General features: G+C 76.1%; 19 protein-coding genes. 12 read left to right on the forward strand and 7 right to left on the reverse strand.

Going from position 1 to position 18,234, the window contains the following annotated elements; all coding sequences use genetic code 11:
• Positions 1 to 5 precede the first annotated feature (5 nt).
• Positions 6 to 1,046, reverse strand: coding sequence for a hemolysin family protein (locus tag ACFWDO_RS04110; protein WP_380314997.1), 1,041 nt, complete (start codon positions 1,044 to 1,046; stop codon positions 6 to 8).
• Positions 1,043 to 2,455 carry a hemolysin family protein gene (locus tag ACFWDO_RS04115; RefSeq protein WP_380314994.1) on the reverse strand — a complete coding sequence of 471 codons (1,413 nt, stop codon included), beginning with the start codon at positions 2,453 to 2,455 and terminating at the stop codon, positions 1,043 to 1,045. Before ACFWDO_RS04115 ends, ACFWDO_RS04110 begins: the two co-directional genes overlap by 4 nt.
• A 294-nt stretch (positions 2,456 to 2,749) precedes the next feature.
• Here ACFWDO_RS04115 and ACFWDO_RS04120 point away from each other — a divergent pair, with 294 nt between their 5' ends.
• The gene (locus tag ACFWDO_RS04120) at positions 2,750 to 4,327 is read left to right on the forward strand and encodes an AMP-binding protein (protein WP_380315088.1); all 1,578 of its coding nucleotides are present in this window, start codon (positions 2,750 to 2,752) and stop codon (positions 4,325 to 4,327) included.
• A gap of 104 nt (positions 4,328 to 4,431) precedes the next feature.
• The gene (locus ACFWDO_RS04125; RefSeq protein ID WP_380314991.1) at positions 4,432 to 5,613 is read left to right on the forward strand and encodes a D-alanine--D-alanine ligase family protein; all 1,182 of its coding nucleotides are present in this window, start codon (positions 4,432 to 4,434) and stop codon (positions 5,611 to 5,613) included.
• 19 nt (positions 5,614 to 5,632) lie between these two features.
• Here ACFWDO_RS04125 and ACFWDO_RS04130 read toward each other — a convergent pair whose 3' ends face one another.
• On the reverse strand, positions 5,633 to 6,046 hold the full coding sequence (locus ACFWDO_RS04130) for a VOC family protein (protein WP_380314988.1): 414 nt from the start codon (positions 6,044 to 6,046) through the stop codon (positions 5,633 to 5,635).
• Between the two features lie 61 nt (positions 6,047 to 6,107).
• A complete protein-coding gene (locus ACFWDO_RS04135) occupies positions 6,108 to 6,611 on the reverse strand; it encodes a DUF3515 family protein (RefSeq protein ID WP_380314985.1) in 504 nt (167 codons plus the stop codon).
• Positions 6,612 to 6,663: 52 nt separating this feature from the next.
• On the opposite strand from ACFWDO_RS04135, the gene ACFWDO_RS04140 reads away from it, so the two are divergent.
• A complete protein-coding gene (locus ACFWDO_RS04140; RefSeq protein WP_380314982.1) occupies positions 6,664 to 7,704 on the forward strand; it encodes a thiamine-phosphate kinase in 1,041 nt (346 codons plus the stop codon).
• Between the two features lie 36 nt (positions 7,705 to 7,740).
• Here the strand turns inward: ACFWDO_RS04140 and ACFWDO_RS04145 are convergent, their stop codons facing one another.
• Together ACFWDO_RS04145 and rpmB are read right to left on the reverse strand one after the other, a co-directional pair.
• Positions 7,741 to 8,259: a GNAT family N-acetyltransferase gene (locus ACFWDO_RS04145; RefSeq protein WP_380314979.1), complete on the reverse strand. Its 519-nt coding sequence runs from the start codon at positions 8,257 to 8,259 to the stop codon at positions 7,741 to 7,743.
• A 193-nt stretch (positions 8,260 to 8,452) separates the two neighbouring features.
• Entirely contained in the window at positions 8,453 to 8,644 is a 192-nt protein-coding gene (gene rpmB, locus ACFWDO_RS04150; protein ID WP_069984843.1) for a 50S ribosomal protein L28, read from the reverse strand.
• A 216-nt stretch (positions 8,645 to 8,860) separates the two neighbouring features.
• Between rpmB and ACFWDO_RS04155 the strand changes: the two genes are divergently transcribed.
• Genes ACFWDO_RS04155 through rsmD form a run of 3 tightly spaced genes read left to right on the forward strand, consistent with a single transcriptional unit; the run spans position 8,861 to position 13,577 of the window.
• Positions 8,861 to 10,627, forward strand: a complete 1,767-nt coding sequence (locus tag ACFWDO_RS04155) for a DAK2 domain-containing protein (RefSeq protein WP_380314975.1) — start codon at positions 8,861 to 8,863, stop codon at positions 10,625 to 10,627.
• Positions 10,624 to 12,876 (forward strand): ATP-dependent DNA helicase RecG, encoded by a 2,253-nt coding sequence (locus ACFWDO_RS04160; protein WP_380314972.1) that lies wholly within the window; start codon positions 10,624 to 10,626, stop codon positions 12,874 to 12,876. Before ACFWDO_RS04155 ends, ACFWDO_RS04160 begins: the two co-directional genes overlap by 4 nt.
• Positions 12,877 to 12,902: 26 nt before the next feature.
• Positions 12,903 to 13,577, forward strand: a complete 675-nt coding sequence (rsmD, locus tag ACFWDO_RS04165) for a 16S rRNA (guanine(966)-N(2))-methyltransferase RsmD (RefSeq protein ID WP_380314969.1) — start codon at positions 12,903 to 12,905, stop codon at positions 13,575 to 13,577.
• Here the strand turns inward: rsmD and ACFWDO_RS04170 are convergent.
• Positions 13,566 to 14,378 (reverse strand): GNAT family N-acetyltransferase, encoded by an 813-nt coding sequence (locus tag ACFWDO_RS04170; protein ID WP_380314966.1) that lies wholly within the window; start codon positions 14,376 to 14,378, stop codon positions 13,566 to 13,568. The two genes, rsmD and ACFWDO_RS04170, sit on opposite strands and share 12 nt — an antisense overlap.
• Before the next feature lie 95 nt (positions 14,379 to 14,473).
• Here ACFWDO_RS04170 and coaD point away from each other — a divergent pair, with 95 nt between their 5' ends.
• The 6 genes from coaD (at position 14,474) to mutM (ending at position 18,133) form a co-directional block, all read left to right on the forward strand.
• Positions 14,474 to 14,971 (forward strand): pantetheine-phosphate adenylyltransferase, encoded by a 498-nt coding sequence (coaD, locus tag ACFWDO_RS04175; RefSeq protein ID WP_380314963.1) that lies wholly within the window; start codon positions 14,474 to 14,476, stop codon positions 14,969 to 14,971.
• Positions 14,968 to 15,543: a hypothetical protein gene (locus ACFWDO_RS04180; RefSeq protein ID WP_380314960.1), complete on the forward strand. Its 576-nt coding sequence runs from the start codon at positions 14,968 to 14,970 to the stop codon at positions 15,541 to 15,543. The genes coaD and ACFWDO_RS04180 overlap by 4 nt, the downstream gene beginning before the upstream one ends.
• 165 nt (positions 15,544 to 15,708) lie before the next feature.
• Positions 15,709 to 16,260 carry a YceD family protein gene (locus ACFWDO_RS04185; protein ID WP_380314957.1) on the forward strand — a complete coding sequence of 184 codons (552 nt, stop codon included), beginning with the start codon at positions 15,709 to 15,711 and terminating at the stop codon, positions 16,258 to 16,260.
• Positions 16,261 to 16,262: 2 nt separating this feature from the next.
• Entirely contained in the window at positions 16,263 to 16,457 is a 195-nt protein-coding gene (gene rpmF / locus ACFWDO_RS04190) for a 50S ribosomal protein L32 (protein WP_079574722.1), read from the forward strand.
• 1 nt (position 16,458) lies between these two features.
• A complete protein-coding gene (rnc, locus tag ACFWDO_RS04195; protein WP_380314954.1) occupies positions 16,459 to 17,196 on the forward strand; it encodes a ribonuclease III in 738 nt (245 codons plus the stop codon).
• Positions 17,189 to 18,133 carry a bifunctional DNA-formamidopyrimidine glycosylase/DNA-(apurinic or apyrimidinic site) lyase gene (gene mutM / locus ACFWDO_RS04200; RefSeq protein ID WP_380314951.1) on the forward strand — a complete coding sequence of 315 codons (945 nt, stop codon included), beginning with the start codon at positions 17,189 to 17,191 and terminating at the stop codon, positions 18,131 to 18,133. The genes rnc and mutM overlap by 8 nt, the downstream gene beginning before the upstream one ends.
• Positions 18,134 to 18,234: the final 101 nt, after the last annotated feature.

Here is an 18,234-nt window from a genome sequence, read left to right on the forward strand (position 1 = left end):
CGCGATCAGCCGCCCGCGGGCACGGGCTCCGGCAGGAGGCGGTGCAGCACGTCGGCGAGGGTGATCACGCCGAGCGTGCGGCCGTCGCGGTGGACCAGGGCGAGCTGCTCGCCCGCCTCGCGCAGCAGCGCGATGGCCGCGTGCACGGTGGTCGACGCGTCCAGCACGAAGGGCTCCCGGGCGATGGGCGCGACGGGGGCGGCGTCGTCGAGCAGCAGCGTGTCGCGCACGTGCACGACACCGGTCACCCCGCCGTCGTCCCCTGCGTCGTGCCCGGAGCCCGACCGCAGCAAGATGCGCAGGTGGCCCGACGTGACGGACGCGGCCCGCACGTCCGCGGCCGTGGCACCGGCGGGCACCGCCGTGGGCCGCGATCCCGGGGCCACGAGCGTGTCGACGGTGAGGGCCTGGAGCTCCAGCGCGCCGGAGATCTGCGAGGAGTACGCCGCGTCGAGCGCCCCGACGTTCGCGGAGTGCTCCACCAGGTGGCGCAGCGTGGTCGGGTCGTGCCCGGCCTCGATGTGGTCGACCGGCTCCACGCCGACGGCACGCAGGCACCGGTTGGCGAGGGCGTTGAGCCAGCGCAGCACGGGGCGCGTGAGCCACATGAACCCGCGCATCGGCAGCGCGAGCAGGGTGGCCGACGTCTCGGGGTGCGCGATGGCCCACGACTTGGGCGCCATCTCGCCCACGACGAGGTGCAGGAACGTGACGATGACCAGGGCGAGCACGAAGCCCGCGACGTCGGCCACCCAGTACGGCGCGCCCCAGCCCGCGAAGAGCGGGGTGAGCCAGTGGTGCACCGCCGGCTTGGTCACGGCGCCGAGGGCCAGGGTGCAGGCGGTGATCCCGAGCTGCGAGCCTGCGAGCAGCAGCGTCAGCTCGGACGAGCTGCGCAGCGCGGCGCGCGCCGACCGGCTGGTGGGCGCGGCGTCCTCGAGCCGGTGGCGGCGCGCCCCGAGCAGGGCGAACTCCACGGCCACGAAGAACGCGCTGAGCGCGATGATGACGACGGTCGCGGCGAGGACGACCCAGGGGTCGCTCATCGGTCCTCCTCCTTCGTGGTGCGGGTCGAGGTGGCGGTCGCGGCGTCCGGCGCAGCATCACCGGTGGCCTCGACCAGGCGCACGCGCACCAGGTGCGGCACGTGCCGCTCGACGGCGAGCACCTCCGCCTCGATGCGCCGGGAGACGGGCTCGTCGTGCGCGAGGTCGGCAGGGTCGGGCGGCAGCTCCACCGTGACGGCGTCGCCCGCGCGGGGCAGCGAGCCGAGCTGTGCGATGAGCAGCCCGGCGAGCGTCTCGTGGTCCCCGCGCGGCAGGTCGTGCCCGAGGGCCCGCTCCGCCTCGTCGAGGTGCACGTCGCCGCCCATCACCCAGGTGTCGTCGGCCTCGGCCGTGACGGTGGCCGTCTCGTCGTCGTCGTGCTCGTCGGTGATCTCGCCGACGAGCTCCTCCGCGAGGTCCTCGAGGGTGAGGACGCCCGCGAGGCCGCCGTACTCGTCGACGACGACGGCGAGCTGGTTGCGCGAGCGCGTCAGCTCCGTCAGGGCCGCGGGCAGCGGCATCAGCGTGGGCAGCACGGTGACCGGGCGCATCAGCTCGGTCACGGGCGCGTCGTCCGCCAGCGGCGTGCGCAGCAGGTCGGTGAGCTGCACGACGCCGATCGCCTGGTCCTCGCCGTCCACGACCGGGTAGCGGGAGTGGCCGCCGGCCATGAGGGTGCGCAGCTCGCCCACCGTGAGCCCGGGCTCGACGGTCCCGACGCGCGAGCGCGGGATCATCGCGTGGCGCGCGTCGTGCTGCGGGAAGTCGAGGATGCGGTCCAGCAGCATCGACAGGTCGTCGGGCAGGTCGCCGCTGTCGCGGGAGTCCGCGACGATGTGCTCGAGGTCGCGGGCCGTGGCGGAGTGCTCGACGTCGTGCACCGGCTCGATGCGCAGCAGCTTCAGCAACGCGTTCGACGCCTTGTCGAACACGGCGATGAGCCAGCCGAGCACCGTGAGGTAGGCCGTCGTCGAACCCGCCAGGCGCAGCGCCGTCGGCTCGGGCCGGGCGATGGCGAGGTTCTTCGGGAACAGCTCGCCGAACAGCATCTGCACCAGCGTCGAGACGACGAGCGCCGCGACGGTCCCGACGGCCACGCCGACACCGGTCGGGACGCCGACGCCGCCCAGCAGCGTGCCGAGCGCGTCGCCCACCAGCGGCTCGGCGACGTAGCCGACCAGCAGGCCGGTCACAGTGATGCCGAGCTGGGCGCCCGAGAGCACGAACGACGTGCGTCTCGTGACGGCGAGGGCGCGCTGCGCGGTCGCGTCACCGGCCTCCGCGCGGGCGGCGAGCCGGGAGCGGTCCACGGTCATGTAGGCGAACTCCTGGGCGACGAAGTACGCCGTCGCCGCGGTGATCACGAGGATCACCAGGAGGCCGAGGAGGAGCGAGAGGACGGCGGTCATCGGACGCGCACCGCCTCACGCCCGAGGGGGGCAGGGAGCTGCGGGGAGCCCGGACTATGGCTGGGGTCGTCGGCGGGCGCGGCGGCCTCGTCGGCCGCGGGCGCCGTGACGGCTTCCGTCGTGAGGGTGATGTCCACGAACGCCCCAACGCGAGCGTCGCGCGATCGGTTCCCGGCGCTACGCTCCGGTGGCACACGGTCGACGAGGACCGTGCCGCACGAAGGGACCGCCATGCCCGACACCAGCGCAGCCCGCCCCGCAGCCAGCCCCGCCACCGGCCCGGCAGACGACGGCATCATCCGCAGCCTCCATCCCGACGTCGAGATCCCCGACGTCAGCCTGTACGACTTCCTCTTCGCTCCCCTCTCGGGCGCCGACCTCGACCGCGTCGCCCTGGTGGACGGCCCGAGCGGCGCCACGACCACCTACGCCGAGCTGCGCGCCCAGGTCGACGCGATCGCGGGCGCGTTCGCCGCGCGCGGGCTCGGCGTCGGCGACGTCGTGGCCCTGCACAGCCCCAACGTGCCGGCGTTCGTCGCCGTGTTCCACGGGCTGCTGCGGGCAGGCGTCACGGTGACGACGATCAACGCGCTCGCGTCCGGGCGCGAGGTCGCCAAGCAGCTCGGGTCGTCGGGGGCGAAGGCGCTCGTGACCGTGTCCGCGCTGCTGCCCGCGGCCGAGGCCGGCGCCGACGCGGTCGGGATGGCGGCCGCGGACGTCGTCGTTCTCGATGGCGCGGACGGGCACCCGTCGCTCGGCGAGCTCCTCGCGGGCGGCCACGCGGCGCCCGACGTCACGTTCGACCCGCGCACCCACCTCGCGGTGCTGCCCTACTCGTCGGGCACGACAGGCCTGCCCAAGGGCGTGATGCTCACCCACCGCAACCTCGTGGCGAACGTGGTGCAGACGGAGGCGTTCCTGCCGCTGGCGGCGGACGACGTCATCCCGGCGGTGCTGCCGTTCTTCCACATCTACGGCATGACGGTGCTGATGAACGGGGCGGTCTACCAGCGCTCCACGCTCGTCACCCTGCCGCGGTTCGACCTGGCGGAGTACCTGCGGGTCATCGAGCAGCACCGCGCCACCGTGCTGTTCGTCGCGCCGCCCATCGCGCTGGCGCTCGCGAAGCACCCGGCGGCCGCCGGCCGCGACCTGTCGAGCGTGCGGATGCTCATGTCCGGAGCGGCGCCCTTCGACGAGCACCTGGCCGAGGCGGTGGGCCGCCGGCTGCCGGGCGCGCGCGTGCTGCAGGGCTACGGCATGTCGGAGATGTCGCCCGTCTCGCACGTGGTGCCGGTCGACCGCACCGACGTCTCGCCGGGCACGGTCGGGATGCTCGTGCCGAACATGCTGGCCAGGATCGTGGACCCGGCCACGGGCGAGACCATCCCGCAGCCCGCCGCGGGGGTCAGCGCGCCCGGCGAGCTGCTGTGCGCCGGGCCCAACGTCATGGTGGGGTACCTGGCGGACGAGCAGGCCACCCGCGACACCCTCGAGCCGGACGGCTTCCTGCACACCGGCGACATCGTCACGGTCGACGCCGCCGGCGCGTTCACCGTCGTGGACCGGCTCAAGGAGCTCATCAAGCACAAGGGCTACCAGGTGGCGCCCGCGGAGCTGGAGGCGCTGCTGCTCACCCACCCCGAGGTCGTGGACGCCGCGGTGATCGGCGTGCCCGACCCGGAGTCCGGCGAGGTGCCGAAGGCGTTCGTCGTGCGGGCGGAGGGCAGCACGCTCACGGCCGGCGACGTGCAGGAGTTCGTCGCCGAGCAGGTCGCCCCGTACAAGAAGGTGCGGGTCGTCGAGTTCGTCGACGCGGTGCCGAAGTCGGCGGCGGGCAAGATCCTGCGCAAGGAGCTGCGCGCCCGCTGAGCCGCCGCGATGCTGTGAGCGGGATTCTGGCCCCGGCCGACGGCGTGTCGAGGGCGTGTCTCCCGCTCACAGCACGGGGCGGCGGTCCGGTAGGTTGGGCGGCGATGTCCGACGCCACCTCAGCTCCGTCCACGAGCCCCGTCCCCGCCGTCCCGACGCCGGGCGGCGACGCCCCCCGCAAGACGCGCGTCGCCGTGCTGTTCGGCGGCCGTTCGGGCGAGCACGCCATCTCCGCGTCGACCGCGAGCGGCGTGCTGCGCGCGATCGACCGCGACCGGTACGACGTCGTGCCCGTGGGCATCACGCGCGAGGGCCGCTGGGTCATCGCCGCCGACGACCCGGAGCGCTGGCAGATCGCCGACGGCCGCCTCCCCGAGGTCACCGCCGAGTCCGGCGCCGAGGTGGTGCTGTCCCTCACCCAGGGCGAGCGCACGCTGCGCGTCCTGGAGCCCGGCCAGGTGCCGGCGCTGCTCGGCGAGGTCGACGTCGTCTTCCCGCTGCTGCACGGCCCGTTCGGCGAGGACGGCACGGTGCAGGGCCTGCTGGAGCTGTCGGACGTGCACTACGTCGGTGCGGGCGTGCTCGCCTCGGCCGTCGGCATGGACAAGCACTTCATGAAGCTCGTGCTGGCGGGCCAGGGGCTCGCCGTCGGGCCGTACGTCGTCATCCGGCCCCGGGACTGGGAGCAGGATCCCGCGGCGTGCACCGCCGCCGTCGAGCCGCTGGGGCTGCCGCTGTTCGTCAAGCCGGCGCGCGCCGGGTCGTCGCTCGGCATCACCCGCGTGGACGACCTGGCCGACCTGCCCGCCGCGGTCGAGGCCGCGCGCGTGCACGACCCGAAGGTGATCGTGGAGGCCGGCATCGACGGCCGCGAGATCGAGTGCGCCGTGCTCGGCGGCCGCGCCGGCGCCCCGACGCGTGCGTCGCTGCCGGGTGAGATCGTCGTCGACCACGACAGCCACGCGTTCTACGACTTCGAGGCCAAGTACCTCGACGAGGCGCACGTCGACCTGCGCTGCCCCGCGGAGCTGCCCCCGCACGTGCTCGAGGAGGTCCGCGAGGTCGCCGTGCGCACCTTCGAGGCCGTGGAGGCCGAGGGGCTCTCGCGCGTGGACGTCTTCGTCACGCCCGACGAGCGGGTCGTGGTCAACGAGATCAACACGATGCCCGGGTTCACGCCGTTCTCGATGTACCCGCGCATGTGGGAGGCCTCCGGGATGAGCTACCCCGAGCTGGTGGACGAGCTCATCCAGCTCGCCCTCGAGCGACCCACCGGGCTGCGCTGACCCCTCCCCGCCGGTCGCGTCACGGGACGACGAGGTCGCCCAGCGGCCCGGGCGCGTGCGCGACCTCCCACAGGAAGCCGTCCGGGTCGGTGAAGTAGCCCGAGTACCCGCCCCACTCCCGGTGCAGGCCGTCGCGCACGGACGTCGCGCCGGCCCGGCGTGCGTCCGCCAGCACGGCGTCCACGGCCGCGGGCGCGCCCACGTTGTGCGCGAGCGTGAGCGGCGCGGTGCCGCCCCGCACGACCGGCCCGATCTCCTCGACGGCGTGCGCCTCGTCCCACAGCGACAGAACGAGGTGCTGACCCACCTGGAACATGAGCACCTCGCCGGGCGCCTCGAGGAGCGGCTCCCAGCCCAGCCCGTCCACGTAGAAGCGGCGGGTGGCGGCGAGATCGGCGACGACGAGGGTGACGAGGCTCACGCGCTGGTCCATGCCGCCCACCGTGGCACGAGGGACCGACAGTCGCGACGGCGCGGGCGGGTCGGCCGCGGACTCAGCTGCACTCCGCGGTCGCGGGGACGTTGCTCACGGCCTGCGCGAGGTCGCCGACGAACGCCGTGGAGTGGTCCGCCGTGACGGACGGGGGCACCACGACCTCGACGGCGGGCTGGCGCCCGTAGGTGGTGAACCGCCACGTGCCGTCCTCGCCGGCCTCGACGATCCAGTCGACCGCGCCCGCGGCGGACTCGACGCGCTGGCAGTCGGCCGACGGGCCGGGCGCCTCCACGCCGCAGTGCAGCGTGACGGCCGCGCCCGGGTCGCCCCATGCCGTGGTGGCCTGGGCGTTGGTGTCCCGCTGCGGCAGGTCGCCCGCGAGCGTGTCCGGGAGGGCGAGCATCACCGGTGCGCACGCCGGGTCGGCGGCGTCCGGCGCCGGGGGGTTGGTGCCGATGGTGGGCGCGCAGGCCGCGAGCGGGACGACGAGGGCCGCGCCCAGCGCGACGGCACGGGCGGCAGGGCTGCGGACGACGCTGATCAGCGGGGAACGGCGGGGCACGACGCCCACGCTACCGGGCGGCCAGGGGCCGGCGACCGCCTACAGTCGTGCCGTGACCGACGCCACCCACCCCCTCGTGCGCGACCTGTCCGAGGAGGAGCTCCTCGCCCGGATCTTCCCCCTGCTGCCGGCCGCCGACGGCACCCTCCTGGGCCCCGGGGACGACGCCGCGGTGGTCGCGGCCCCCGACGCCCGGTTCGTCGTCACGACCGACGTGCTCGTCGAGGACCGGCACTTCCGCCGCCGCTGGTCGACGGGGTACGACGTGGGCTTCCGGGCGGCGACGGCCAACCTGGCCGACGTCGCGGCGATGGGCGCGCGGCCGACGTCCCTCGTGGTCTCGCTGGTGGTGCCCGGCGACCTGCCGGTGGGCTGGGTGACCGGGCTCGCGCGCGGCCTGGCGGACGTCGCGACGCCGGCAGGGGCGGGCGTCGTCGGCGGGGACCTGTCGGGGGGCGACGCCGTCGTCGTCGCGGTCACCGCGCACGGGGACCTGCAGGGGCTCGCCCCGGTGACCCGTGCCGGGGCGCGGCCGGGCGACGTCCTCGCGTACGCGGGGAACCGCGGCCTGTCCGCCGCGGGCCTGGCGCTGCTCGACGCGGGCGCCGCCGACCCGGCGACCGGCGCACCGGGCAGGGCGGGAGCAGCGGGAGCGGTGGGGGAGCTCGCCCCGTGCGTGGCGGGCTACCTGCGCCCCGAGGCGCCGCTCGCCGCGGGGCCGCGTGCGGCGGCCGCGGGCGCCACCGCGATGCTCGACGTGTCCGACGGGCTGCTGCGCGACGCCGGGCGGCTCGCCCGAGCCGGCGGGGTGGGCGTCGACCTGGAGACCGCCGCCCTCGAGGACGACGTGGCGCGGCTGGTGCCCGCGGCACGGGCGCTCGGCCTGAACGACGGCGCGGACCGGAGCGCGGCGCTCGGCTGGGTGCTGTCCGGGGGAGAGGACCACGGCCTGCTCGCCGCGTTCGCGCCGGACGTCGCGCTGCCTGAGGGGTTCCGGCGGATCGGGCGGGTGATCGACGCCTCGGAGCCCGGCGTCACCGTGGACGGCGACGAGCCCACGACCGGCGCGGGCTGGGACCACTTCGCGGGCTGAGCTGGAGGCCGGGTGGTCGGGGAGGACCGGAGCGGGTCAGCCGCGGCGGTAGCGGACCTCGGTGACCGGGGTGTCGCCGATGTCGTCCATGCGCTCCACGCCGTCGGGCTGGAAGCCGTGGCGGCGGTAGAAGTGCCGGGCGCGGTCGTTCTGGGTCAGCACCCACAGCGACATCGGCACGCCGTCCGGCACGTCGGCCAGGACGGTGCGCATGAGGTCGCGGGCCACGCCGCGCCCCCACGACTCCGGGTCGAGGTAGATCGCGTAGAGCTCGAGGTCGCCGTCCTCGGCGTCCTCGTCGCGGGAGGGGCCGTAGGACGCGAAGCCGAGGAGCCGGCCGTCGCCCTCGGCGACGAGCGTCGTGCGGGTGCCCTCGTCGAGGATGCGCTGCCACTGCGCGGCGCGGTCGGCGACGTCGAGGGAGTCGAGGTACTCGGCCGGCAGCACGCTGGCGTAGGCGCCCTTCCAGGACGTGACGTGCACCTGGGCGATGCGCCCGGCGTCCGTCGTGTCGGCGGGGCGGATCTCCACGTCGCTGTCGGTCTGCACGATCATCTGCCCAGGGTGCCACGACGGCACCGCCCTGGCCAAGGTGGTTTGGTGAATCCTTCACGAATTCTTTGCCGGTCGCGGCGGGCAACGGAGAGCCCGTGACCTGGGCGGGGGCGACAAGACGCCCGTCGGGAAGAATCCCGACGGGCGTCTCGCGAAAAGCGTCGACGACCGGGCGCGTGCCCGGCGCGCAGGCTCAGGCCTGGCGCGTCACCTTGCCCGCCTTGAGGCAGGAGGTGCAGACGTTGACTCGCTTGGGGGTACCCGCGACCACGGCACGGACGCGCTGGATGTTCGGGTTCCAGCGGCGCTTCGTGCGGATGTGGGAGTGCGAGATGCTGTGCCCGAAGCCCGGGCCCTTGCCGCAGACGTCGCAGTTGGCAGCCACGGTCTCTCCTGAATCGTCGTGACACGTCCCGCGCCAGGGCAGCAGGACGTGAAAGTGAGTGGTCTGGGGGAGCCCGGAACCGCCCGGGCAACCACACGAGGATAGCCGATGCTGAGGGTGCCCCTCAACGTGGGGTGCCTCACCGCTACGGTGGGCCGCGGACACCGCCCGGCCAGGGGAGCATGGCGGGGTGCTCGAGAGCCAGCGGGAGGCGACGTGACGGACCCGGACCTGCGGGACGCGGCCGTCGTGCGGCTGTGGGTCCGGACGGCCGTGGAGGCGCTCGGCGGCGCGCGCACGGCGCTCGACGGCGTGAACGTCTTCCCGGTCGCGGACGGCGACACCGGGACCAACCTGTACCTCACGCTGCGCGAGGGCGCGCACACCGTGCAGGAGGAGCCGGGCGGCGCGGGCGGTGCGCGGCTCCTGCGCGTGCTGGCGCGCGGCGCCCTCCTCGGCGCACGCGGCAACTCGGGAGTGATCCTCAGCGAGTGGCTGCGCGGCCTGGCCGCCGCGGCGACCCGCGGCGAGCCGGTCGAGCGGGCGCTGGGCACGGCTGCGCGGACCGCCCGGCTCGCCGTCGCCCGTCCGGCGCCGGGCACGATCCTCACTGCCGCGGAGGCCGCCGCGGTGGCGGCGCGCGCGGCGGCCCCGGACGGCCGGCCCGGAGCCGTCGTGACCGGGAGCGACCTGCACCGCCGCCAGGAGGTGCTCGACGCCGCCCGGGCCGGTGCGCGCGAGGCCCTGCTCACCAGCGCCGGCTCGCTCGCTGCCCTGCGGGACGCGGGCGTGCTCGACGCCGGGGCCGGCGGCCTCCTGCTCGTGCTCGGCGCGCTCGCCGAGGCGCACCGGGCCGTGTCGGAGGCGCCCGGCACGATGGCGCCCGTGACCGGCACCGTGACCCTCGACGTCGAGCTGCGCCAGGGCGAGCCGCGGCACGGCGACGCGGAGTCGCTGGGCCCCGCCGCCGACGCGCCCGCGCACGACGACGCGCTCGAGCTGATGTTCGTGCTGCACCGCCCCGCCGCCGCGGCGGACTTCGGCCCCGGGGCCGTCGCGGACGCCCTGCGCCGTGACCTGGACGCGGTCGGCGAGTCGGTCGTCGTGGTGGGCGGCGCGGACGAGCCCGACGAGCCGGACGACCTCGACGTCCCGGACGAGCCGGCGGTCCCCGGCGACGAGTCGCTCTGGCAGGCGCACGTGCACACGACCGACCTCGCGGGCGGGCTCGACGTCGCCCGGCGCTGGGCCGCAGACGGCGCCGTCTCGCGCGTGCACGTGCGGCACCTCGCGGTGCTCGGCGAGCACGGGGCCGGGTCGGGCGTCGCTCCCGACGCGCCGTGGGGCGCCGTGGTCGCGACGAGCGCCCCCGCGCTCGCCGGCGAGCTGGCCCGCGGCGGGGCCGTCGTCCTGCTCGACCTGGACCTGCCCGTGACCCCCGACGACCTCGCCCAGGCCGCGCTCGGCGTGCCCGCCGAGCGTGTGCTCGTCCTGCCCGGCCCGGTGCCCGGCGGTGCCGGCGCGCTGGATCGGGCGCTCGCGGCGCACCGCGACCCCGGCGCGGCCGAGCCCGCCGTCGTCCTGCTGGACGCGCCCGACGACGCGAGCGTCGTGACCGCGGTCGCCGCGCTCGCGGAGGTCGGTCAGGACGAGGACGGCGACGGCGGTGGCGACATGGACGGCGACGGCGGGGTTCCCGCGGCCGTGCGCGCGGCGCTCGCGCGCCTCACGACGTGGGCCGGCGACGGTGCGGCGGCGGCACGCGCGCTCGGTGACCTCCTGGCGGCGGCGCCCGACGCGGAGCTCGTGACGGTCCTGGCGGACGCGGCCGCGCCGCCCGGGGCGCTGGACGACGTCGTGCGGGCCGCGGCCGCCGGCGCGCCGGACGCCGAGGTGGTCGTGCTCGCGACCGGCCGCCCCGGCGCGGGCGTAACGATCGGGGTCGAGACGGTCGGGGTCGAGTCGATCGGGACCGAGTCGTGACCGGGCGCGAGGGCGAGGCCCTGACGAAGGTGCTCGGGGCGCGCAGCGCGGCGCCGCTGGAGAAGCTCGGGCTGGTCACGACGGGGGACCTGCTGCGGCACTACCCCCGCCGCTACGGGGACCCGGGGACGCTGACGGACATGGACCGGCTCGCGCTGGGCGAGCACGTCACGGTGATGGCCCGCGTCGCGCACGCAACGGTGCGGACGATGCGCTCGCGGGCGGGCGCGATGCTGCAGGCGGTCGTGACGGACGGGCGGCACGAGCTCGCCCTGACGTTCTTCGCCAAGCGCGCGGGGGCGCTGCGGCCGCACGAGGACAAGCTGCGGCCGGGCCGGGTCGGCCTGTTCACCGGGGTGGTCAGCGAGTACCGCGGCACCCGGCAGCTCACGCACCCGGACTACGTGCTGGTCGGCGTGGACGCGGACGACGCCGAGGCCGCCATGTTCGAGGCGAGCCGCCCCATCCCGATCTACCCGGCGTCGTCGTCGGTGCCGAGCTGGCGCATCCAGCGCGCCGTGCGCACGGTGCTGGACCCCCTCACCGAGGCCGACGTCGAGGACCCGGTCCCCGCCGACGTCCGGGAGCGCGCCGGGCTGCCGGGGCGGCTCGAGGCGCTGCGCGCGATCCACGTGCCGGACGACCAGCGCGCGTGGCAGCGGGCACGGCACCGGTTCCGCTTCGAGGAGGCGTTCGTGCTGCAGGCGGCGCTCGCGCAGCGCCGCGCGCACGCCGCGGAGCAGGAGGCCACCGCGCGGCCGCTGGCCGGGCCGGGCGCCGCGAGCCTGCTGGCCGACTTCGACGCGGCCCTGCCGTTCACGCTCACCGACGGGCAGCGCTCCGTCGGCGAGGACCTGGAGCGCGAGCTCGCCCAGGCGCGGCCGATGCAGCGGCTGCTGCAGGGCGAGGTGGGCTCCGGCAAGACGGTCGTGGCGCTGCGCGCGATGCTGCAGGTGGTCGACGCCGGCGGGCAGGCCGCGCTCCTCGCACCCACGGAGGTGCTCGCCGCGCAGCACGCCCGCACCCTGCGCCAGCTGCTGGGGCCGCTCGCCGAAGGTGGCCTGCTCGGCGGCGCCGCGCACGGCACCCGCGTGGCCCTGCTCACCGGCTCGCTCGGCGCCGCCGCGCGCAAGGAGGCGCTGCTGCAGGCGGCGAGCGGCGAGGCGGGGATCGTCGTGGGCACGCACGCCCTGCTCGGCGACCAGGTGCAGTTCGCCGACCTCGGGCTGGTCGTCGTGGACGAGCAGCACCGGTTCGGCGTCGAGCAGCGCGACGCCCTGCGCGCCAAGGGGCGCGTGGCGCCGCACGTGCTCGTCATGACCGCCACGCCCATCCCGCGCACCGTCGCGATGACAGTGTTCGGCGACCTCGAGACGTCCTCGCTCACCGAGGTGCCCGCCGGGCGCGCCGGGATCACGTCGCACGTGGTGCCCGCCGGCAACCCGCGCTGGATGGAGCGCACCTGGGCGCGCGTGCGCGAGGAGGTCGACAAGGGGCACCGGGCGTACGTCGTGTGCCCGCGGATCCACCCGGACGCGGACCTGCCGTCCGGCGGCGGAGCAGCCGCCAAGGACTTCGACGACGTCCCCGACCTCCTGGAGCTGATGGACGCCGAGGGCGCGGACGACCGACCGCCGCTGCGCGCCGTGCTCGAGGTGGCCGACATGCTCCGGGAGACGCCCGCGCTCGCCGGGCTGGACGTCGGGGTGCTGCACGGGCAGATGGCGGCCGCGGACAAGGAGTCCGCGATGGCCCGGTTCGCGTCCGGCGAGCTGCAGGTGCTGGTCTCCACGACGGTGATCGAGGTGGGCGTCGACGTCCCCGACGCGACCGTGATGGTGGTGTTCGACGCCGACCGGTTCGGCCTGTCCCAGCTGCACCAGCTGCGCGGGCGCGTGGGGCGCGGCGCCGCGGCCGGCCTGTGCCTCCTCGTGTCGACGGCGCAGCCGGGCACGCCCGCCGCGGCGCGCGTGGAGGCGCTCGCGGAGACCACGGACGGGTTCCGGCTCGCGACCCTCGACCTGGAGCTGCGCGCCGAGGGGGACGTGCTCGGCGCCGCCCAGTCCGGGCGGTCCAGCTCCCTGCGGCTCCTGCGCGTGGTGCAGGACGCCGACCTCATCGCCGACGCCCGCCGCGAGGCGTCCGCGGTGGTCGGCGCCGACCTGGAGCTCGTCGACCACCCGGAGCTGCGCGCCGCGATCGCCGCCCAGCTGGACGACGAGCAGGAGGAGTTCCTCGAGCGGGCGTGACCCGTCGACTGGTTAGGCTCACCGCCATGACGAGGATCGTGGCCGGCCGGTTCGGCGGGCGCTCGCTGCAGGTGCCGCCGAAGGGCACGCGACCCACCAGCGACCGGGTCCGCGAGGCGATCTTCTCCCGGCTGGACCACCTCGACGTGCTCGACGGCGCGCGGGTGCTGGACCTGTTCGCGGGCTCCGGCGCGCTCGGCCTGGAGGCCGCCAGCCGGGGTGCCGCCGAGGTGGTGCTGGTCGACGCGAACCGGCGCGCGGCGGACGTCGCCCGCCGCAACGTCGCGACCCTGGGCCTGCAGCGCGAGGTGCGGGTCGTCGCCGACGCCGCCGAGCGGTTCGCGGCGGGCGCCGCGCCCGCCGAGGGCTCGACGGGCGGCTCGGCGGGTCGCGGGTTCGACGTCGTCTTCCTCGACCCGCCCTACGACCTGGCCGAGGACGCGCTCGCGACCGTGCTCGCGCACCTCGCCGCGCCCGGCGTGCTCGCCGCGGGTGCCGTCGTCGTGGTCGAGCGCTCGGCGCGCAGCCCCGAGCCCGCCTGGCCCGCCGGCCTGGCGGCGTTCGCGCGCAAGGACTACGGCGAGACGGCGGTGCACTACGCCGAGCCCGACGCCGCGACAGAGCCCGACGCCGCGACAGAGCCCGACGTCGCGACCGAGCCTGACGTCGCGACCGAGGGCGGCGGCGGCTCAGCCGGCTGACCGCGGCGGGGCGTACCGCTCGGCGCCCTCGAGCGTCGCTACGGGGACGGCGGCCAGCGCGTCCGGGTCCGCGGGGTCGACCAGCGGGACGCGGTCGGCGGACGCGGCGCCGAGCAGCCGCCGGGTGGCGTCGTCGTCGACCAGCGAGCCCTCGCACGCGACGAGGTGCTCGGCGAGGAACCGGCGGACCGGGTCGCCGGGCACCGAGTCGCCGGGCACCGAGTCGCCGGGCACCGAGTCGCCGGGCACCGGGTCGCCGCCCCGGACCTCACCCACGTCCAGCGCGACGAGCAGCATCGCCGGGACGCGCGGAGAGCCCGGCCCGCCCATGCCGGGCTGGAAGTAGGGGAGCGCCAGGGCCCGCGCGCCGTGCCGCGCGTAGAAGCGCAGGCGGGCCGCAGGGTCCCCGTGCTGGGCGTGCGCGGGGTGGTGGGCGGGGTGCTCGACCTCCGCCAGCACCAGCGCCGGCGAGCGCTCCGCCCGCCAGGCCGCGACGGACCGGTCCAGCAGCAGGCCGCCGACGCCGCCGCCGCGCCCGCCGGGGGCGATGGCGAGGTAGTCGACCAGCAGCACCCGGGTGGACGGCGACCACGACGCGACGATCCCGGCGGTCACGCGGCCGTCGCGCTCGACTCCGAGTGCGGTCTGCTCCCCGGCGCGACAGCCGGCGCGCAGGTCCTCCAGCGGCATCAGCTCGGCGGGCGGGAAGGACGGCTCGAGCACGTCGCGCCACAGCGACGCGAGCTGGGCGTCGGTGGTGAGGGGGACGACGGCGGGCGCCGGACCGGGGGCGGTGGCCATGCCCCCATGGTGTCCCCGAGGGGCGCCGGCGGCACCCCGCGACGGGCCCGGCCGGGCTCCCGGGGATCGCCCACCCCCTGTACTAGCGTGACGGCGTGAGCATCGCCGTCTGCCCCGGGTCGTTCGACCCGATCACCCTCGGCCACCTCGACATCGTCCGGCGCGCGCGCCGGATGTTCGACGAGGTCGTGGTGGGGGTGGCGCGCAACGCGTCCAAGAACGCGCTGCTGGCCCCGGAGCAGCGGGTGGAGCTCGCCCGGGCGGCGCTCGCCGCCGACCCGGAGACCGCCGACGTGCGGGTCGAGGTCGTGCCGGGCCTGCTGGTCGACTTCTGCCACGAGGTCGGCGCGGTCGCCGTGGTCAAGGGGCTGCGCGGCGGCGCGGACTTCGACGCCGAGCTGCCGATGGCCCTGATGAACCGGCACCTGACGGGCGTGGAGACGGTCTTCGTGCCCGGGGAGCAGCGCTACGCGCACGTCGCGTCGTCGCTGGTCAAGGACGTGGCACGGTACGGCGGGCCGATCGAGGACCTCGTGCCGCCCGGCGTCGCCGCGGCGGTGCGGGAGGCACTGGAGCGAGGGAGCAAGGGATGAGCGAGACGACCGAGACCCCGGCCGTGCGGGGCCACGACGACCAGGAGAACCCCGCGGGCGGCCTCCTGGACATCCTCGAGGACCTGGCGGCGCTGGTTGAGAACGCGCGGTCGGTCCCGCTGTCGGCCAACGTGAAGGTGGATCGCGACCAGGCCCTCGCGCTGGTCGACGAGCTGCGGGACGCGCTGCCCACGCAGGTGGCGCGCGCCGACGAAGTGCTCGCCTCCGCGCGGGACACGCTGGACGACGCGCACCGGCAGGCGGAGGAGATCGTGGCGTCGGCCCGCGCCCGCGCCATCGAGCTGGTGCAGAAGGAGCAGGTCGTGGTGCAGGCGCAGTCCCGTGCCGCGGAGATCGTGGCCGAGGCGGAGCGCCGGGCGGCGGCCCTGCGCACGGACGCGGACGCGTACTGCGACGGCCGCCTCGCCGACTTCCAGCAGGACCTGGACGCCCTGACGAACCAGGTGCGTGCCGGCCGCGAGAAGCTGGCCGACCGCCTGGAGCAGGGGGCGCCGCGCGTGCGGTGGGACGCCGTCGCCGACCCGCGGTGGCCGCAGGGCGCGCAGTCCTGATCTCGCGCCCCCGACCCGCGCATGAGAGACGGGTCACGTCCGGGCGTGCTGCCACCTGCGGCGGGGATGGCCTAGACTAGGTCGCTGGCCCGAGTCGGGCCGACCCCCTTTCCTGCCCGTCAGTCCCTGGAGCCTGCCATCGCCACCGCGAAGCCCTCGCCGCTCGTGCTCGACACGCACGAGCTGTCTCGGCGACCCGGCACGATGGAGGAGGTCGCCCGCGTGGTGTCCGCCCCCGCGGACATGGGGACCGCCGTCATCGGCGTGCCCGAGGGCGACGACCTGACCCTGGGCCTGCGGCTCGAGTCGGTCCTGGAGGGGGTGCTGGTGTCCGGCGTCGTGCGCGGCACGGCGGTGGGGGAGTGCGTGCGCTGCCTCGACCCGGTCTCCCAGCAGGTGACGGTGCGCGTGCAGGAGCTCTTCGCCTACCCCGAGAGGGCGCAGGCGGCGGAGGACGCGGGCGACGACGAGGCCGAGGACGAGGCGGTGCTGGTCGACGACCTGGCCGACATCGAGCCGGCGGTTCGGGATTCGCTCGTGACTGCACTACCATTTCAACCGCTGTGCCGTCAGGACTGCCCTGGCCTGTGCTCCGTCTGCGGGGCGCGGCTGGCCGACGATCCTGACCACCATCACGATCTGGTCGACCCTCGCTGGTCGGCACTGCAGACCATGCTCGACGATCCGAGCGTGTCCGACGAGACGAAAGAGAGCTAGCCGTGGCTGTTCCGAAGCGCAAGATGTCGCGCAGCAACACCCGGGCGCGTCGCTCGCAGTGGAAGACCACCGCGGCCGTCCTCACCACGTGCCCGAGCTGCAAGGGGCAGAAGCTGTCCCACGCCGCGTGCCCCACCTGCGGCGCCTACAAGGGCCGTCAGTACGCCGAGGCGCTGCGCACCGAGCACGCGGGCTGACATGCCTGCACGCGGCACCCGGCAGCAGCCGGAGCCGACCGCTCTTCTCGAGAAGCTCGGGATCCACCTGGATCCCGAGCTTCTCGTGCTTGCCCTGACGCACCGCTCGTTCGCGCACGAGGCCGGGGGCATCCCGACCAACGAGCGGCTCGAGTTCCTGGGCGACACCGTGCTCGGCCTGGTGGTCACGGAGGCGCTCTACCGGCGTCACCCGGACCAGTCCGAGGGCGAGCTGGCGAAGATGCGCGCGGCGACCGTGTCCCAGCGCGCGCTCGCGGCGATCGCCCGCCGCCTCGACCTCGGCGCCTTCGTGCTGCTGGGCAAGGGCGAGATCCGCACGCGCGGCTTCGACAAGGACTCGATCCTGTCGGACACCGTGGAGGCGCTGATCGGCGCGGCCTACCTGTCGCACGGGCTGGAGCCGGCGCGCGCGCTGGTGCACCGCCTCGTGGACACCACCCTCGACGCCGCCGCGGACCTCGGTGCTGGCCTCGACTGGAAGACGTCGCTGCAGGAGGCGGCCGCCGAGCGCGGGTTCGGCGCCCCCGTCTACGACGTGACGGGCGAGGGCCCCGAGCACGCGCGCGTCTTCCACGCGCAGGTGGCCGCCGGGCCGGTGCTGGGCCTCGGCACCGGGACGGCCAAGAAGCACGCCGAGCAGGCGGCCGCCGAGGAGGCGTACCACGCCCTCCAGGAGCTGCCGGTGCCCGGCGCGGCGCCCGACTCCGCCGGTGCCTGAGCTCCCCGAGGTCGAGACCGTCCGCGACGGCCTCGACCGCCTCGTGGTGGGCGCCGTCGTGCGCGACGTCGAGGTGTTCCGCGACTACTCGGTGCGCCGCCAGGACGGCGGCCCCGCCGGGTTCGTGGACCAGCTGCGCGGCCGGCGCCTGGACGCCGCCGTGCGGCGCGGCAAGTTCCTCTGGCTGCCCCTGGGCGCGCCCGCCGGGGCCGGTGCGGCGTCCGGCGACGGCGCCGCCCTCCTCGCCCACCTCGGGATGTCCGGCCAGCTGCTGGTGCGCGACCCGGGCGTGGCGGGGGACTGGGCGCACCCGCACCTGCGTGTCCGCCTGCACCTGCGCGGCGCTCCGTCGGGTGCCGAGTACCTCGACTTCGTCGACCAGCGCACGTTCGGCCACCTGTCCGTCGTCGACCTGGAGCCGACTCCCGACGGCGCGGCCGGCGGGCTGGGCAGCGACCTGCCGGCCGTGCCGGAGCCCGTGGCGCACATCGGCCGCGACCCGCTGGACCCGGCGTTCGACGCCGACGCGGTGGTCGCCGCGGTGCGTCGCCGCCGCACCGGGATCAAGCGCGCGCTGCTCGACCAGGGCCTGCTGTCCGGGGTCGGGAACATCTACGCCGACGAGGCGCTGTGGCGGGCCCGCCTGCACTTCGCGCGCGCGACCGACCGGCTGCGGCCGGTGGAGGTGCGCCGCGCCCTGGACGCCGCCACCGAGGTGATGACGGAGTCCCTGGCCCAGGGCGGCACCAGCTTCGACGCGCTGTACGTCAACGTCAACGGCGAGTCCGGCTACTTCGCGCGCGGCCTCGCCGCCTACGGGCGCGAGGGCGAGCCGTGCCCGCGCTGCGGCACGCCGATCCGGCGCGACGCGTTCATGAACCGCTCGTCGTACACCTGCCCGGTCTGCCAGCCGCGGCCCCGCGCCGGCCGCTGGTAGCGGGCCCGCCCGCCCGGCCCCGCCGGTCCGCCGCGCCTCGTCCGCACTCGCGGCAGGTCCAGGGGTGCGCGAGACGGACGACGAGGGCGCGGTGGAGGTCG

The organism is Isoptericola sp. NPDC060185 (assembly GCF_042728595.1).
Lineage (GTDB): Bacteria > Actinomycetota > Actinomycetes > Actinomycetales > Cellulomonadaceae > Isoptericola.

Coding starts and splice junctions, on each gene's coding strand:
- ACFWDO_RS04110 (WP_380314997.1), bottom strand. CDS start 1,046: ATGAGCGACCCCTGGGTCGTCCTCGCCGCGACCGTCGTCATCATCGCG.
- ACFWDO_RS04115 (WP_380314994.1), bottom strand. CDS start 2,455: ATGACCGCCGTCCTCTCGCTCCTCCTCGGCCTCCTGGTGATCCTCGTG.
- ACFWDO_RS04125 (WP_380314991.1), top strand. CDS start 4,432: ATGTCCGACGCCACCTCAGCTCCGTCCACGAGCCCCGTCCCCGCCGTC.
- ACFWDO_RS04130 (WP_380314988.1), bottom strand. CDS start 6,046: ATGGACCAGCGCGTGAGCCTCGTCACCCTCGTCGTCGCCGATCTCGCC.
- ACFWDO_RS04145 (WP_380314979.1), bottom strand. CDS start 8,259: ATGATCGTGCAGACCGACAGCGACGTGGAGATCCGCCCCGCCGACACG.
- rsmD (WP_380314969.1), top strand. CDS start 12,903: ATGACGAGGATCGTGGCCGGCCGGTTCGGCGGGCGCTCGCTGCAGGTG.
- ACFWDO_RS04170 (WP_380314966.1), bottom strand. CDS start 14,378: ATGGCCACCGCCCCCGGTCCGGCGCCCGCCGTCGTCCCCCTCACCACC.
- ACFWDO_RS04180 (WP_380314960.1), top strand. CDS start 14,968: ATGAGCGAGACGACCGAGACCCCGGCCGTGCGGGGCCACGACGACCAG.
- rnc (WP_380314954.1), top strand. CDS start 16,459: ATGCCTGCACGCGGCACCCGGCAGCAGCCGGAGCCGACCGCTCTTCTC.